Annotated in this window: 12 protein-coding genes; 7 read left to right on the top strand and 5 right to left on the bottom strand. The window is 56.2% G+C overall.

Going from position 1 to position 13,881, the window contains the following annotated elements; all coding sequences use genetic code 11:
* Positions 1 to 73: 73 nt before the first annotated feature.
* Positions 74 to 1,009: an ABC transporter ATP-binding protein gene (locus IMCC12053_RS05675; protein ID WP_062216567.1), complete on the top strand. Its 936-nt coding sequence runs from the start codon at positions 74 to 76 to the stop codon at positions 1,007 to 1,009.
* A gap of 77 nt (positions 1,010 to 1,086) precedes the next feature.
* Here IMCC12053_RS05675 and IMCC12053_RS05670 read toward each other — a convergent pair whose 3' ends face one another.
* Both IMCC12053_RS05670 and IMCC12053_RS05665 read right to left on the bottom strand, forming a co-directional pair.
* Positions 1,087 to 1,464 carry an HIT domain-containing protein gene (locus tag IMCC12053_RS05670; protein ID WP_062216558.1) on the bottom strand — a complete coding sequence of 126 codons (378 nt, stop codon included), beginning with the start codon at positions 1,462 to 1,464 and terminating at the stop codon, positions 1,087 to 1,089.
* A 56-nt stretch (positions 1,465 to 1,520) separates the two neighbouring features.
* A complete protein-coding gene (locus IMCC12053_RS05665; protein ID WP_062216556.1) occupies positions 1,521 to 3,098 on the bottom strand; it encodes a DUF5928 domain-containing protein in 1,578 nt (525 codons plus the stop codon).
* A gap of 131 nt (positions 3,099 to 3,229) precedes the next feature.
* On the opposite strand from IMCC12053_RS05665, the gene IMCC12053_RS05660 reads away from it, so the two are divergent.
* On the top strand, positions 3,230 to 4,048 hold the full coding sequence (locus IMCC12053_RS05660; RefSeq protein ID WP_062216554.1) for a sulfotransferase family protein: 819 nt from the start codon (positions 3,230 to 3,232) through the stop codon (positions 4,046 to 4,048).
* A gap of 44 nt (positions 4,049 to 4,092) precedes the next feature.
* Here IMCC12053_RS05660 and IMCC12053_RS05655 read toward each other — a convergent pair whose 3' ends face one another.
* Positions 4,093 to 4,692, bottom strand: coding sequence for a TetR/AcrR family transcriptional regulator (locus tag IMCC12053_RS05655; protein WP_062216552.1), 600 nt, complete (start codon positions 4,690 to 4,692; stop codon positions 4,093 to 4,095).
* Positions 4,693 to 4,777: 85 nt separating this feature from the next.
* Here IMCC12053_RS05655 and IMCC12053_RS05650 point away from each other — a divergent pair, with 85 nt between their 5' ends.
* Entirely contained in the window at positions 4,778 to 5,719 is a 942-nt protein-coding gene (locus IMCC12053_RS05650) for a cation diffusion facilitator family transporter (protein ID WP_062220945.1), read from the top strand.
* A gap of 35 nt (positions 5,720 to 5,754) precedes the next feature.
* Here IMCC12053_RS05650 and IMCC12053_RS05645 read toward each other — a convergent pair whose 3' ends face one another.
* Positions 5,755 to 6,366, bottom strand: a complete 612-nt coding sequence (locus IMCC12053_RS05645; RefSeq protein ID WP_062216550.1) for a DUF1285 domain-containing protein — start codon at positions 6,364 to 6,366, stop codon at positions 5,755 to 5,757.
* Positions 6,367 to 6,418: 52 nt separating this feature from the next.
* On the opposite strand from IMCC12053_RS05645, the gene IMCC12053_RS05640 reads away from it, so the two are divergent.
* The 4 genes from IMCC12053_RS05640 to IMCC12053_RS05625 are packed head-to-tail and all read left to right on the top strand — an operon-like array spanning position 6,419 to position 13,135.
* Positions 6,419 to 7,438 carry an AAA family ATPase gene (locus IMCC12053_RS05640; protein WP_062216548.1) on the top strand — a complete coding sequence of 340 codons (1,020 nt, stop codon included), beginning with the start codon at positions 6,419 to 6,421 and terminating at the stop codon, positions 7,436 to 7,438.
* Complete coding sequence (locus IMCC12053_RS05635) at positions 7,435 to 8,313, top strand: DUF58 domain-containing protein (RefSeq protein WP_062216546.1); 879 nt, start codon at positions 7,435 to 7,437, stop codon at positions 8,311 to 8,313. The genes IMCC12053_RS05640 and IMCC12053_RS05635 overlap by 4 nt, the downstream gene beginning before the upstream one ends.
* Positions 8,313 to 11,075 (top strand): DUF4159 domain-containing protein, encoded by a 2,763-nt coding sequence (locus tag IMCC12053_RS05630; RefSeq protein WP_062216544.1) that lies wholly within the window; start codon positions 8,313 to 8,315, stop codon positions 11,073 to 11,075. Before IMCC12053_RS05635 ends, IMCC12053_RS05630 begins: the two co-directional genes overlap by 1 nt.
* Entirely contained in the window at positions 11,072 to 13,135 is a 2,064-nt protein-coding gene (locus tag IMCC12053_RS05625) for a hypothetical protein (protein ID WP_062216542.1), read from the top strand. The genes IMCC12053_RS05630 and IMCC12053_RS05625 overlap by 4 nt, the downstream gene beginning before the upstream one ends.
* Positions 13,136 to 13,137: 2 nt before the next feature.
* Here IMCC12053_RS05625 and IMCC12053_RS05620 read toward each other — a convergent pair whose 3' ends face one another.
* Positions 13,138 to 13,833, bottom strand: coding sequence for a DUF599 domain-containing protein (locus tag IMCC12053_RS05620; RefSeq protein WP_062216540.1), 696 nt, complete (start codon positions 13,831 to 13,833; stop codon positions 13,138 to 13,140).
* Positions 13,834 to 13,881: the final 48 nt, after the last annotated feature.

Below are 13,881 nucleotides of genomic sequence, written 5' to 3'. Positions count from 1 at the left end.
AGGGTCTTATGATAACGATCCGTGCGGGCGCGACAAGCGAAGTTTGTGCGGATCGCGCAGGGAAGGAGTGGCCATGAGCGGCAATGCAATCGAAATTGAAGGCCTGCGCAAAGTTTACCGTGGTCAGGGCGGCGCTGGCCCCAAAGAGGCGCTCAAGGGAATTGATCTCACAATTCCCAAAGGGTCGATCTTTGGCTTGCTCGGTCCCAATGGCGCAGGCAAATCAACGCTGATCAATATCCTTGCCGGTTTGACGATCAAATCCGAGGGTCGGGTGAGAATTTGGGGCTTTGATCAAGATATCAATCCGCGCCAAAGCCGTGCCGCGATTGGCGTCATGCCACAAGAGTTGAACCTTGATCCGTTTTTCCCCCCACGCGAGGCCTTGGAAGTACAGGCCGGTCTTTACGGCGTGCCCAAGAAAGACCGCTGGTCGGATGAAATCCTAGAACTTGTGGGTCTGACGGATAAGGCGAACGCCTATGCGCGCACATTGTCTGGCGGGATGCGGCGGCGGTTATTGCTTGGTAAGGCACTCGTCCACAATCCGCAGATTCTGGTGCTCGATGAGCCGACCGCGGGTGTGGATATCGAGCTGCGTCAAATGCTTTGGCAAAACGTGCGCCGCCTCAACGAGGAGCGCGGGATGACCATTATCCTCACCACGCACTATCTCGAAGAGGCGCAAGAGATGTGTGATGAAATTGCGATCATCAATCACGGCGAAATGGTTGTCCGTGATACGACGAAAAACCTGCTTGGGCGCATGGATGCAAAAACATTGTTGATCGAACCTGAGGGGGCAGCCCCCGAAACGTTTGACCTGCCCAATGGCGTCAGTTTTGAGCGCAAAAAGGATGGTGTTTTGTCGTTTACCTATTCGCGTGCACAGGCCTCCGCCAATGATGTATTGGACGCGGTAAAGGCCCAAGGCGTTGTCATTGGCGATGTGCGCACACAAGAGCCGGACCTTGAGGATGTGTTTGTAGACTTGACATCTGGGCGCTAATGGCGCTCGCCGCCTGACACCGTGATCATATATAAAGGCGGCTCCTTTATGCTTGGGGCCGCCTATATTGTTTGTGCTTAGCCTGCGGTCAGTGGGCCGCAAGGCTCGCCGCCCAATAGATGGACATGGAAATGCGGCACCTCTTGGAGGCTGTCAGGCCCTGAATTGGTGATCAAACGGTAGCCATTGCCGCCATGTACCTCTGAGACACCCAGCTGTTTTGCGACCGCACCCACAGCCCGAAAGAAATCCAATTGCTCTGCGTCACTGGCTGCCTGAACAAAGTGATCATAACACCGATACGGACCTTTTGGGATTACTAGAAGATGGTGCTTTTTTTGCGGGCTGATATCGGGAAAGGCGATGGTATGCGCGCTCTCATAGACAGGCGTTGACGGAATATCCCCCCGCAAAATTTTGGCGAAAATGTTTTGGTCGTCGTAGGCATAGGGCATGTGTGGGCCTTTCCTTAAGGATCGCGGGCAATAACACGGCGACCCGCGTGATGTGTTTAGTCTGCGAACAGGTGCTGAGTTGCAAGTATATCGCGTGCATCTTCCATCGAGATGTCGAGGAAACGCGCAATGCAGGCCGCGTTTTCGTCATCAGAGTTGTTTTCGCGCATGAGGTAAAAGTTCTCATAGTCTTGGTCGCGAATTTGGTCCGCCTCGTGGTTAATGTCGCTGCGGATTGTCGGCAACAGGCGTTCTAGCGCCTCTTTTGGTGTGGCCTCGCCCGCTAATCCGACTCGCTTTGCGTGTCCCGCTAAATAGTCAGGCGTGTAGTCGCATTCGACGTCTAACATCCGTGTGCCAGACCGATCCGCGTAAAAATCGTTGATCAAATCGAACCCGCCGGGATCGATGCAAATCAGCATGCGGTCAGTGTCATAATAGTCGAACAACATTCGCACCCATGCCCGCCGGTGCCGTGAGCGTTTCCATAAGCTTTTCTCGATCCCACCCAGATCAGGCAGTGGTGTGTCCTCTTCGTTAAAGAGATATTCGAGGCAGGGCAGGTCAGTCTTTTTGCGAAATTCAGCGACAAGCCGTTTGGCCACATGCCACTTTTTGCAAGTCACGATCAATAGCTCGCGGTCGCGCCCCAATGTACTTTCGGATTCCCAAAATCTTTGGCCGAACCGGCGACCAATGCGGCCACGTCCAGTGAGGAATTGAAAGAGCGAACGCCCTTCGTTGGAGATTTTGAATGTCACGTTTTGGGCGACAAACAACTCGCCGAGCCGCTTTTTCAGCGTTCTAGCATCGGGCGATATTTTGCGGGCAAACAGGTAGTCTTGCGAAACAAGCATATCATAGTGGTCGTTATAAAACACGACAGGCATACCGTAGTCCGTGAACATCAAGAACGTCAGAGTACGGTTTCTGATTTCCGTGTCCGCTACTAGGTGGCGCACAAGCGTTTGAAAAAACGTCTCATCGGGAATCCATGTCGTCCGAAAAAAGGCCATGATATCGCGGCGCTTGCGTGTGAATTCGAGAATCCACTCAATTGTGCGGCGACGCAAACACCACCATTGCGACCCGATCATCATGCGCAAATCTGGCGGAACCTCACGTTTGAGGCCAAGTTTGTCTTGAATGGCCATGCTTTTGTAGAACAGCCATTTGTGGGTGCGCTCGTTAAAGAGGTGACGATACACGAGGCGCTCTTCTTTTATGCCTGTTTTGATCCAGTCGCTTTCAAAAAAGTCATAGCTTTCTATGTAATCAGCATCGTCACGGTCCAGAAAATCATGCATGAACTCGGCGGTTTTGACGGACATGCAATCGCCGGACACCATGTAGAAGTGGGTCGCGTCCGAGAAGGCCTTTTCGGCGGCCTCGACGGCATAGAGGGTCGCTTGGACAAGGCTCCATGCCCCCCAACCGCATTTGATCCGCTTTGTGGCGAATGTGACATTTGAATTTTGGGAAAGGGCCGCTTTGATCGCATTAAATGCCTCTTTGCCGCCGCGTGCGTCAAAGTGGATCGAGATATAGTCGCCCGCGGCAGTCAGCCGTTCGGCCTGCTGCACGATGGCTTCAGGATCCTTGTGGCACAAAAGAATGAATGCAATTCGTGCCATATTGGAACCATAAACCTCATTTTTGCCCTATTGTGTCTCTATAGGCGTAACCAAATATTGAATAAACAATGCAAATTTGCTTTTAAAGAAAAAACTCTGCCTTGGGGGCAGTTGAGTGGAGTGTGTGTGAAATGGGCTTTCCGGGAACCTGGATGACTGAAAGTGAAAGCGTGGTTTACCGCGTTATTCCAAAATGTGCGTGCTCGACCATTGGTCAGATCATGTACTATTCGGACCATGGGACGTTTTTTGATGGCGACATTCACGATAGTACCGAAAAGCTACACAAATGGGCGCAAGAAAACAGTCAGCCCCTCATAGAAGCCAACGTAAAGGCGCACGCATCCTACGCGTTCACCTGCGTTCGTAACCCGTACACCCGCGTGCTTTCGTCGTTCTTTGACAAAATATGCGGTATCCAGCGCAATGGACGCCGTTACCGTGGGAATCTGGTACCAAAGCTGATCCAACAATACGGCGTTGAGGTTGGCGGGGATGACGGCACCGGCGAATTTGATCAGATCGCATCGTTCCGCCGGTTCTTGTTGTTTGTGCGCGATACCATCCGGTGGCGCCGCCCGATGGATCCCGATATCCACTGGTCTGGCATGTCCGGCCATGTGGCCACGTTCATCGCCAATGGCGGCACCTACGACAAGATTTTCTTTACCGAGAAATTCAACGAGGGGATGCAGGACGTTCTTGATCACATTGAGACGCCACATTGGGTAGACCTCTCCGCGATCCCGCGCTTTAATGAGAGCGAGGGGCACGGACCAAAGCGTCTACATCCCGTTGAGGATTACTTCGACGACCTTTCGATGCACTTGATGTGGGAAATATTCCACCGTGATTTTCAGTTGTTCAAATACGACTTTGAAAATCCGGGCAATAAGATGCCACTTAGCGATGTCGATTTGGCCGAGGTGCACGCCAAACTTGGCGATTGATCGAGTGATTATCAAAACGAGCCGTTATATGAGCGGCGCGTTTTTTATGGCGTAATACCGAGGTATCCAAGGGCCGCAGGTTCTATTCTGTTTGCAAGGGCGTCGAAATTCGTCTCGCCATTATGAAGCGCGGGGTGGGCCATTCCGAATATCAGATTCAAGAGGTCTGATGCGGCTTGAGCCGGTTGGGGTATGTGGTGGCGTGCCAGCATTTGGGCAATCGCGCTGCGCATCTCGTCCAGCATTTGGCGCGCTTGTGGATCGGGTGGCAGGTGACGCTCCAGATGCTCCAACACATCAATACGGCGGTTCGCGTGTGTGTGGTGGTGAATCACGGCCCGCACCATTCGCGCAATGGAAAACCTCAGAGGGCGATCAGCGCAAAACGCAACCGTCGAGATAATGTCGTCGCGCATGGATTGCCGCATCGCGCGGATAAGTTCGGCAATGATCGCGTCCTTGGATGGAAAGTACTGATAGAGCGAACCAACCGAGACACCCGCCGTTTTAGCCACAAAATTGGTGGTTAAAGCGTCAGGGCCACCATGCGTTAAAATGCGAGCGCTCGCTTCCAATATTGCGTCAAAGGTTGCTTGTGCACGGGCTTGGCGTGGTTGTTTTCTGGGGTGTGAGAGCTGTTCCATTTGGCCATTCAAATGCGAGTTTATAATGTGAGTAAAGGCTCGCATATTGGTAGGGCAAACGCAACTCCGAGACCGAGGATCGATGATGTCCCATCACACGCCCCATGACCATTCGCACAACCATTCGCACAACCATGCACAGGGTCGCGGCCATCACCATATCTCCCCCGATGCGGGAGATGCGCGGGTGGCGGCGGCGGTTGCGGTTAACCTGTTGCTCACGGTGGCCCAAATCATAGGTGGCGTTGTTTCTGGCTCGATGGCGTTGATTGCCGATGCCATTCACAACCTGTCCGATGCCGTGTCACTTGTCATTGCCTTTGCGGCCCGCAAAATTGCACGAAAGCCATATGATGGCGCAATGACATTTGGCTACGGGCGGGCCGAGATTGTGGCCGCGATGGTCAACTATACGACCCTCATCGTGATTGCTGTGTATCTGTTGGCCGAGGGGGTCGCGCGTTTTTTCAATCCGCCAGAGGTCGAGGGGTGGATTGTTGTTTGGATTGCTGCGGTGGCCTTGGTCATTGATCTGATTACGGCGGCTCTCACTTATGCGATGTCAAAAGACAGCCTCAACATACGCGCCGCGTTTTTGCACAACCTTGCCGATGCCGGATCGTCTGTGGCCGTGATTGTCGCGGGAGGTTTGATCTTGCTCTACGATTGGCGCTTGGCCGATCCCCTGATCACCGTTGCAATCGCACTCTATATTCTTTGGCATGCGCTACTCGAAATCCGCCCCGTTGTGCGCATCTTGATGCTCGGAGCACCAGACGGTGTTTCGCGCGATGATATCCAACGGGCAATTGAATCGGTGGAGGGCGTTGAGGGCGCGCATCATGTCCATGTGTGGCAAATCGACGAACATCGTACCTCGGTGGAGGCGCATGTGGTGAGCGAGCGCGATCACGGCGCCATCTTAAATGCGATCAAGACCCTATTGGCGACAGACTTCGGGATCGCGCATTCGACATTTGAGATTGAGCGGATTGGAGAGGGATGCGCGTCAGGGCATGCGGGTTAGATACGACACGTTCCCATTTTTTCGGTCGACCCAGCTTACAACGCGCTGACGGGCGCAATCGGAAAAAACTGCCCGCCTGACCAGACGCCGAACATCTTTGTGCCGCGCACTTCTTGTTCGGCCCCGAGATCAACAAGGCGGAAAAAGCTTTTGCGATCAATAAGCGCCTCTAGTCCCGCGCGGATATCGACATAGGGGGCGGGCGCGTCGTCGTGCGTGTCAAATCGCAAAGGGTGGTCTGGTCCGGCGATGGCCTGATCGCCCAAGGACGTGTGAAATGTAAGGGTTTGATGAGCGCCTGTGCCTTTGACATCAAAATCCACAGCCAAAAAAGGCACATCGTCGACGGTAATGCCTACTTTTTCGACAGGGGTGACAAGGAAATAGGATGCACCCTCACGCTTTAGGACGGTAGAAAACAACCGTACCAACGCGGGCCGCCCGATCGGTGTGCCAAGGTAGAACCACGTGCCATCACGGGCAATGCGCATGTCCAGATCTCCGCAAAACGGTGGGTTCCATTTGTGAACGGGCGGCAATCCGCGTCCTTTGGCGGCTCGTACGGCGGCGGCGATACTTTCGGCTGAGGTGCTCACGGGAATTTCACCTTTCTTGAGGTTTTGCCAATTGTGTCTGGCGCTATACATGTCACTACTAGTCGCAACTATAGTGACACGAATGCGCAGAAAAGGTGAAGCCATGCCCGACACAGACTTTCCCGTCCAAGATCTTGTGCCACAGATCGAAGCGCTCGGCGAGAAACTAAACGCGGCCAAAGCGTCGATCACGCGCCGTTTTATTGGGCAGGACGCCGTGGTTGATCTTGTGCTGTCATCTATGCTTTGTGGGGGGCATGCGCTCTTACTCGGCCTACCTGGTTTGGGCAAAACGCGTCTCGTTGATACAATCTCGACCGTGATGGGGTTAAATGGCGCGCGGGTGCAATTTACGCCCGATTTGATGCCTGCCGACATTTTGGGGTCCGAGGTTTTGGAAACTGCCGCTGACGGAACACGCTCGTTTCGCTTTATTGAAGGCCCGATTTTTTGTCAGCTTTTGCTGGCCGACGAGATTAACCGCGCCTCGCCGCGCACGCAGTCCGCGCTCTTGCAGGCGATGCAGGAAAAGTCAGTGACAATTGCCGGACAGCCACACGCCCTTGTGGCTCCGTTTCATGTTCTGGCCACGCAAAACCCGTTGGAGCAGGAGGGGACATATCCGCTCCCCGAGGCGCAATTGGATCGGTTTTTGGTACAAGTTGATGTTGGGTATCCCGACCGCGACACCGAGCGCGACATTTTGATTGCAACAACCGGTGCAGGTGACGACGAGGCGCATGCGGTGTTTACAGCGGCCGAACTGATTGCGGCGCAAACGCTCTTGCGAAAAATGCCTGTTGGCGAGCAAGTCGTGGAATTGATCCTCGATTTGGTGCGCGCGTGCCGACCCGATACGCCCGATGCGCCGGATATCGTAAATGCCAGTGTCGCGTGGGGTCCGGGTCCGCGTGCGGCGCAAGCCTTGATGTTGATGACGCGGGCGCGGGCGTTGCTCGATGGTCGTCTTGCACCGTCTCCGGCCGATGTTCTGGCTATGGCACAGCCGGTTTTGATTCACCGTATGGCCCTCACGTTTGCTGCGCGGGCACGCGGGGAAAGTCTTGTACAGATCATCGCCCAAGTGGCGGATATGACCTCACGAGCGCGATCTGCTGCATGAGTGATCCCGCACCCTCCAATCTGCGTACGCGGTCCGAAGCGCTCGCAGCGCCGCTGCCCGACTTGCAAGCCCGCGCAGAGCGGCTTGCACGGACGCTCTTGTTGGGCGGTCATGGGCGTAGACAGGCGGGAACGGGGGACGAATTTTGGCAATATCGCCCCGCTCAAGTGGGTGATAGCGCGGCCTCGATTGATTGGCGGCGCTCGGGGCAATCTGATGCACAGTTTGTGCGCGAAAAGGAATGGCAAGCGGCGCAATCGGTCCATCTTTGGATCGACGGTTCGGCGGCAATGCAATTTGCCTCAACCACAGACTTAAAACCCAAAGCGGACCGCGCGGGTGTACTTGCTATGGCGCTATCGATTTTGTTGATGAAAGGTGGCGAACGCGTGGCACTTGCCGCATTGGGCACGCCGCCGCGCATCGGTGCGCTCCAACTGTCGCGGATCGCTGACGGGTTGATCGCGGGTGATGATGCGGATTACGGCGCGCCAGATGCGACAGGTTTTTTGCCCCACTCGGCGGCGGTTTTCATGTCCGATTTCTTGGGTCCACTTGCCCCCGTTGAAGCGGCGATTGCAATATCAGTTGATCTCGGGATTAAGGGCGTTTTGTTTCAAATACTCGATCCTGCCGAGGAGGTGTTTCCCTATCAGGGCCGCACAATTTTCACCTCAATGGGAGGGGCAGTGTCGCATGAAACTTTGCGTGCGGGCGATTTGCGGGACCGCTACCGCGACCGTCTGAATGAGCGCAAACACCACCTGTCTGATTTGGCCAAACACGCAGGCTGGCAGTTCGAAACCCATCACACGGATGCTTCTGCGCAATCCGCGCTCTTGTGGCTTTATGCGGCACTTGAGGGGCGGCGCTAATGCTTGTTCTTGGCCCTCTCGGCTTTGCCGCTCCGTGGATTTTACTCGGCTTGGCAGGTTTGCCAATCTTATGGCTCGTGCTCCGTGCGGTACCGCCAGCGCCGGTACGCCGCCGGTTTCCGGGTGTTGCGCTCTTGCTTGGATTGGCCGACGAGGAGATTGAAACAGATCGGACGCCGTGGTGGTTGCTGGTGTTGCGTAGTCTCGCAATTGCAGCACTTATTATAGCCTTCGCTGGACCTGTTTTGAACCCGCGCGATACGCGAGAGGGATCGGGTCCAATGCTGGTTCTTTTGGATGCCAGTTGGGCGTCCGCGCACGATTGGGCGGTGCGATTGTCGCGAGTGTCCGAGGCGCTGGATGGTGCCGCCGCGGCGGATAGGACCGTGGCGATTGTTGCGGCTACTGATGTGCCGGTCGGCGGGTTTGAGTTTTTGGCTCCGAACGACTGGCGGGCGCGCCTTGCGGGATTTGCGCCGCAACCGTTCGCGCCTGACATGGACCTTCTGTTAGATGCGGTATCAGCCTCAGATGTGGATTTTGAGACGTTGTGGTTGTCGGATGGTGTTGCGCGCGAGGGGCGCGTGGACGTTTTGCGCGCATTGCAAAGCAAGGGCAGTGTCACTGTGTTTGAACATGAACGCCCCGTGATCGCGCTTGGCCCCGCAGATGCCGAAGCCGAAGGTGTAAGCATTCCCGTCATGCGCCGCTTGGGCGCAGACGGACAGACGGTCACGGTTATTGCGCGCGGCCCCGACCCGTCGGGCGTGGAGCGGATTTTATCGCGGCGCTATGTAAGCTTCGCGGAGGGGGAGACGCAAGCCGTGGCCCAGTTCGAGTTGCCACCCGAGGTGCGTAATCGTGTAACGCGTTTCGAGGTCGAGGGGCATCGATCGGCTGCCGCTGTGCGCCTTGCAGATGACAGTTTAAAGCGGCGTAAAGTCGCTCTTGTGAGCGCGCGCGAAAGTCGCGAGGGGTTGGAGCTTCTCTCTCATCTGCATTACATTCGCGCTGCGCTTAACGACCGTGCCGATGTGATTTCCGGCGAACTTGCAGATTTGATTGTCGCAAATCCGGACGTCATTGTGTTGGCTGACATTGCGCGCCTGTCAGGCGGGGAGACGGCGGATCTTTTGGATTGGATGGCACAGGGTGGTGTGCTTTTACGGTTCGCGGGGGCGCGACTTGCCGCGTCTGATGTGTCGCGTGACGATGAGGATCCATTGATGCCTGTGCGGTTGCGCGCAGGAGGGCGCAACATCGGGGGTGCAATGTCGTGGGGCGAACCCAAATCGCTACGACCCTTTGCTGAGACATCGCCCTTTTATGGATTGAGCATCCCTGACGATGTGAGCGTGTCCGCACAAGTGATGGCGCAGCCTGATCCCGAATTGGCCGCGCGCGTGATTGCCACATTGGTGGATGGCACGCCCCTTGTCACCCGCAAACCCGTGGGGGCTGGGCAGGTGGTTTTGTTCCATGTTACGGCCAATGCCGAGTGGTCAAATTTGCCGCTCTCGGGTCTGTTTGTAGATATGCTGGACCGGCTGACGGCATCGTCGGGCGGGGCAAGTTTGCAGACGCGCGATGTTGTGGGGCAAGTGCTTCGTGCGGTGCGCGTCTTGGATGGCTTTGGAGGTCTGTCTGATGCGCGCAACCGCGCGCCCGTGGCTGGGGAAGTCTTCGTTTCCGCGATTCCTTCTGCGCTCATTACGCCGGGGCTGTACGAGACTGCGCAAGCTACGTTGGCACTAAACATCTTTGCAAGCGATACATCATTAGCCCCACAAACATGGCCGGCAGGGACCGTAATGACGCAGGCGGAGACGGCGCGCGATGTTGTGCTCAAACCATTCTTTTTGGTCGGGACGCTTATGATGTTGCTGATTGATGTGTTTGCATCGCTGTGGATGTCGGGGCGTTTGTTAGGCCCGCGCGCTGTGGCAATCGGGCTTTTGGTTCTTGGAGCGCTTCCTACGCCGCGCGCGCACGCCCAAGACGGAAATGAGGTGTTCGCCTTGGCTGCGACCGACGAGGTGGCATTGGCCTATGTTATGACGGGTGACAGTGAATTGGATGCCATATCGCGCGCGGGTCTGTTTGGTGTCTCGCAAATGCTCACACAACGAACCTCTGTGGAGCCTGTAGATCCTGTGGGGGTGAACCTTGAATTGGATGATTTGGGGTTTTTCCCGCTGATATACTGGCCGATTTCTGTGGATCAGCCATTGCCGTCCGCCGAGGCATACACACGTTTGAACGCTTATTTGCGGACTGGTGGGACGATTTTGTTTGATACCCGCGATGGGGATGTTGCGGGTTTTGGTGCGTCCACACCAACGGGGCTGAAATTGCAAAGACTTGCCGCGTCACTTGATATTCCGCCGTTAGAGCAGATTCCCGCAGATCATGTTTTGACCCGTACGTTTTACTTGTTGCAGGATTTTCCGGGGCGTCATACGGGCCGCGATCTTTGGGTCGAGGCCGCACCAGTGGACGCCGAAGGCGTCGAGGGCATGCCATTTCGTAATCTCAACGACAATGTGACGCCCGTAATTATTGGCGGCAACGATTGGGCTGCGGCTTGGGCCATGGATGAGACGGGGCGGCCGTTACGGCCTGTCGCGCGCGGCTTTGATGGGGAGCGTCAACGCGAAATTGCCTATCGGTTTGGTGTGAACCTTGTGATGTACGTCCTCACCGGAAATTACAAATCCGATCAGGTGCATGTGCCTGCATTGCTAGACAGGTTGGGCCAATGATCCGCAATATTGCCTTTGATCCGTTTGTGCCGTTGGCGGCTCTGCTCGTGATTGCGGGGTTTGCCGCTGTGCTCATGGCGTTTGCGGCATGGCGCGGTTTGCGCGGATGGCCGTGGCGCGCGGTGGCGGCAATCGGGGTTGTAACGGCCTTGGCAAATCCCGCGTTGCACCAAGAGCTGCGTGACCCTCTCACCGATATTGTGATCCTTGTGGTCGATGACAGTGACTCGCAATCCCTGTCAGATCGTGCGCAACAGGTCGCTTTTGCACGTGCGCAGATTGAGGCACGTATTGCACGGCTTGCGGATACAGAATTGCGTGTGGTGCATGTGCGCGATGGGGCCGACAATCGCGGGACGCTTTTGATGTCACGCCTGGCCGAGGCGATGGCAAATGAGCCGCGTGGTCGGCTTGCGGGGGCCATTTTATTGTCGGATGGGCAATTACATGATGCGGATATCGCGGTCGATTTTCCTGCACCGCTGCACCTGTTGGTGACGGGGCGTTCCACGGATTGGGATCGTCGGTTGCTTGTCCAAAATGCGCCCTCGTTTGCCATTTTGGACGAAGAGGTCATACTCACGCTATTGGTCGAGGACCAAGGGGCCGTGCCCACTAACATTGGGGACACGTCGCAGATTATCGTCGCAATCGACGGTGGTCCCGCGCAAAGCTATACCATTCCGGTGGGTCGCCCGATCGAGGTGCCTGTTGTGCTGCCACACGGCGGAATGAACGTTATCCAGTTCACGTTGCCCGACATGGAGGGCGAGCTGACGAACCGGAACAATTCGGCTATGGTCCAGATTAACGGCGTGCGCGACCGTTTGCGGGTGTTGCTTGTTTCTGGCGAGCCGCACAATGGCGAGCGGACGTGGCGAAACCTTTTGAAATCGGACGCTTCCGTAGATCTTGTCCACTTCACCATTTTGCGCCCGCCGACCAAACAAGACGGTGTGCCTGTCAACGAATTGTCCCTCATCGCCTTTCCGACACGTGAATTGTTTATGGAAAAGGTCGATGATTTTGATCTGATCATTTTTGATCGTTATAAGCTGCGCGGTATTTTGCCCGGTGACTACCTTGATAACATCGCGCGCTACGTCGAGGACGGTGGTGCGGTTCTATTTGCGGCAGGTCCGGATTTCGCGACTGCAGATAGTATTTACCGCTCGGCATTGTCGCGCGTAATTCCTGCGGCACCAACAGGCATCGTGATCGAGAAAGGGTACAAGCCGCGCCTAACCGAGACGGGGGCGCGCCATCCGGTGACCGAGGGCCTAGGTGGGCTGAGTGCTGCAACCGACGAGCCTGAGTGGGGGCGGTGGTTTCGTCAGATCGAGCTTGAACCGCAATCGGGCGAGGTCGTCATGTCCGGGGCTGATGGTCAACCGCTTTTGATCCTTGATCGGGTGGGTGAGGGCCGTGTCGCAGTGCTTGGCTCTGATCACGCGTGGTTGTGGACGCGTGGCATTGAGGGCGGTGGGCCGCAACTGGAGTTGTTGCGGCGGTTGGCGCATTGGATGATGAAAGAACCCGAGCTTGAAGAAGAGGCGTTGACCGCCACAGTTGAGGGCAACGCGATGACCATCACCCGCCGCACGCTGTCCAATGGCGCGCGCTCCGTCGAGGTCGAAGCCCCCGATGGACGCATCACGGCGTTGACGTTGGACGAGGCCAGCCCCGGACGGTTCACAGCAACCTTTGAGGGGTCACAAATGGGGCTTTACCGCATTGTCGACGGTGACGAACAGGCGGTCACGGTTCTGGGTCCAGCTGCTCCGCGCGAGTTTGAGGAAACAATTGCAACGCGTGACAGGCTTGCGCCCGTGGTTGCCGCCACGCGCGGTGGTGTTCTGGCGTTGGCAGATGGCGTACCGGACATTCGACGTGTGGCACAGGGTCGTCCTGCGGCGGGGCGCGGTTGGATCGGGATAACACCCCGCGAAGCCTATGTGACGCAATCGACCTCGCTCAAGCCGCTTGTGTCGCCGTTGATGTGGCTCGTGATCCTTGCCGCGCTGAGTGTGTTCGCGTGGCTACGCGAAGGGCGCCGCTAGAGCTATTCCTCGCTTTGCATAATCACGAGGCGGGAGGCGGATGCGAATTCGCGGCGCAGCAAGATGAAGACGGTCACGGCCGTAGTGACGATCAACCCGATTGGGCCAAGCAGCCAGCCCAATGCACCTAATGCAAAATAGACGCCACGCAGGCCACGGTTAAACGCGCGGGCGGCGGCGATGTTCAACTCGCCTGCTTTGCGGGCGCGTGGCAGTGTCGCGGGCGCGTCGATCTCGTTGGGGACTGACGCCATAATCACGCCGCAATACCCGAACAGGCGGTTGGACCAGATGAACTTCAAAAAGGCATTTGTGATCAGGACCAAGGCGAGCAAAATTTTGACTTCCCAAATGATCGCGGGGGCGTCGAGCGTCAAATCCTGCGCCACACCGCGCAAGCGTTCCGCATTCGACATCGCGGCCAACCCGCCACCAATTGCAATCAGGCAAGCCGATCCGAAAAAGGCCGTGCCTTGGCGAAGACTGTCGAGAATAGCGGCGTCAAAGATGCGCGGTTGTCGCGTGATCATCTGGATCATCCATTTGCGCCGGTAGTCTGCCATGAGATACGAAGTCGAGCGGTGTTTGGCGGGTGGATTCTCTATGATACGCCCAATACCGAGCCAGGCGGTCAACAAAAAGCTGACAGCGACAGCATCAAGGGCAGAGAAAAACTGAAGTTGATCAATAAGTTCCATGCATTCTGATTTAACGTGAAGGATGAAATGTTGCCATAGGAAAAAATT

It is taken from the genome of Celeribacter marinus (assembly GCF_001308265.1).
Lineage (GTDB): Bacteria > Pseudomonadota > Alphaproteobacteria > Rhodobacterales > Rhodobacteraceae > Celeribacter > Celeribacter marinus.
The sequence above is the reverse complement of the archived record's forward strand: the minus strand, read 5'-3'. Positions and strand labels throughout refer to the sequence as shown.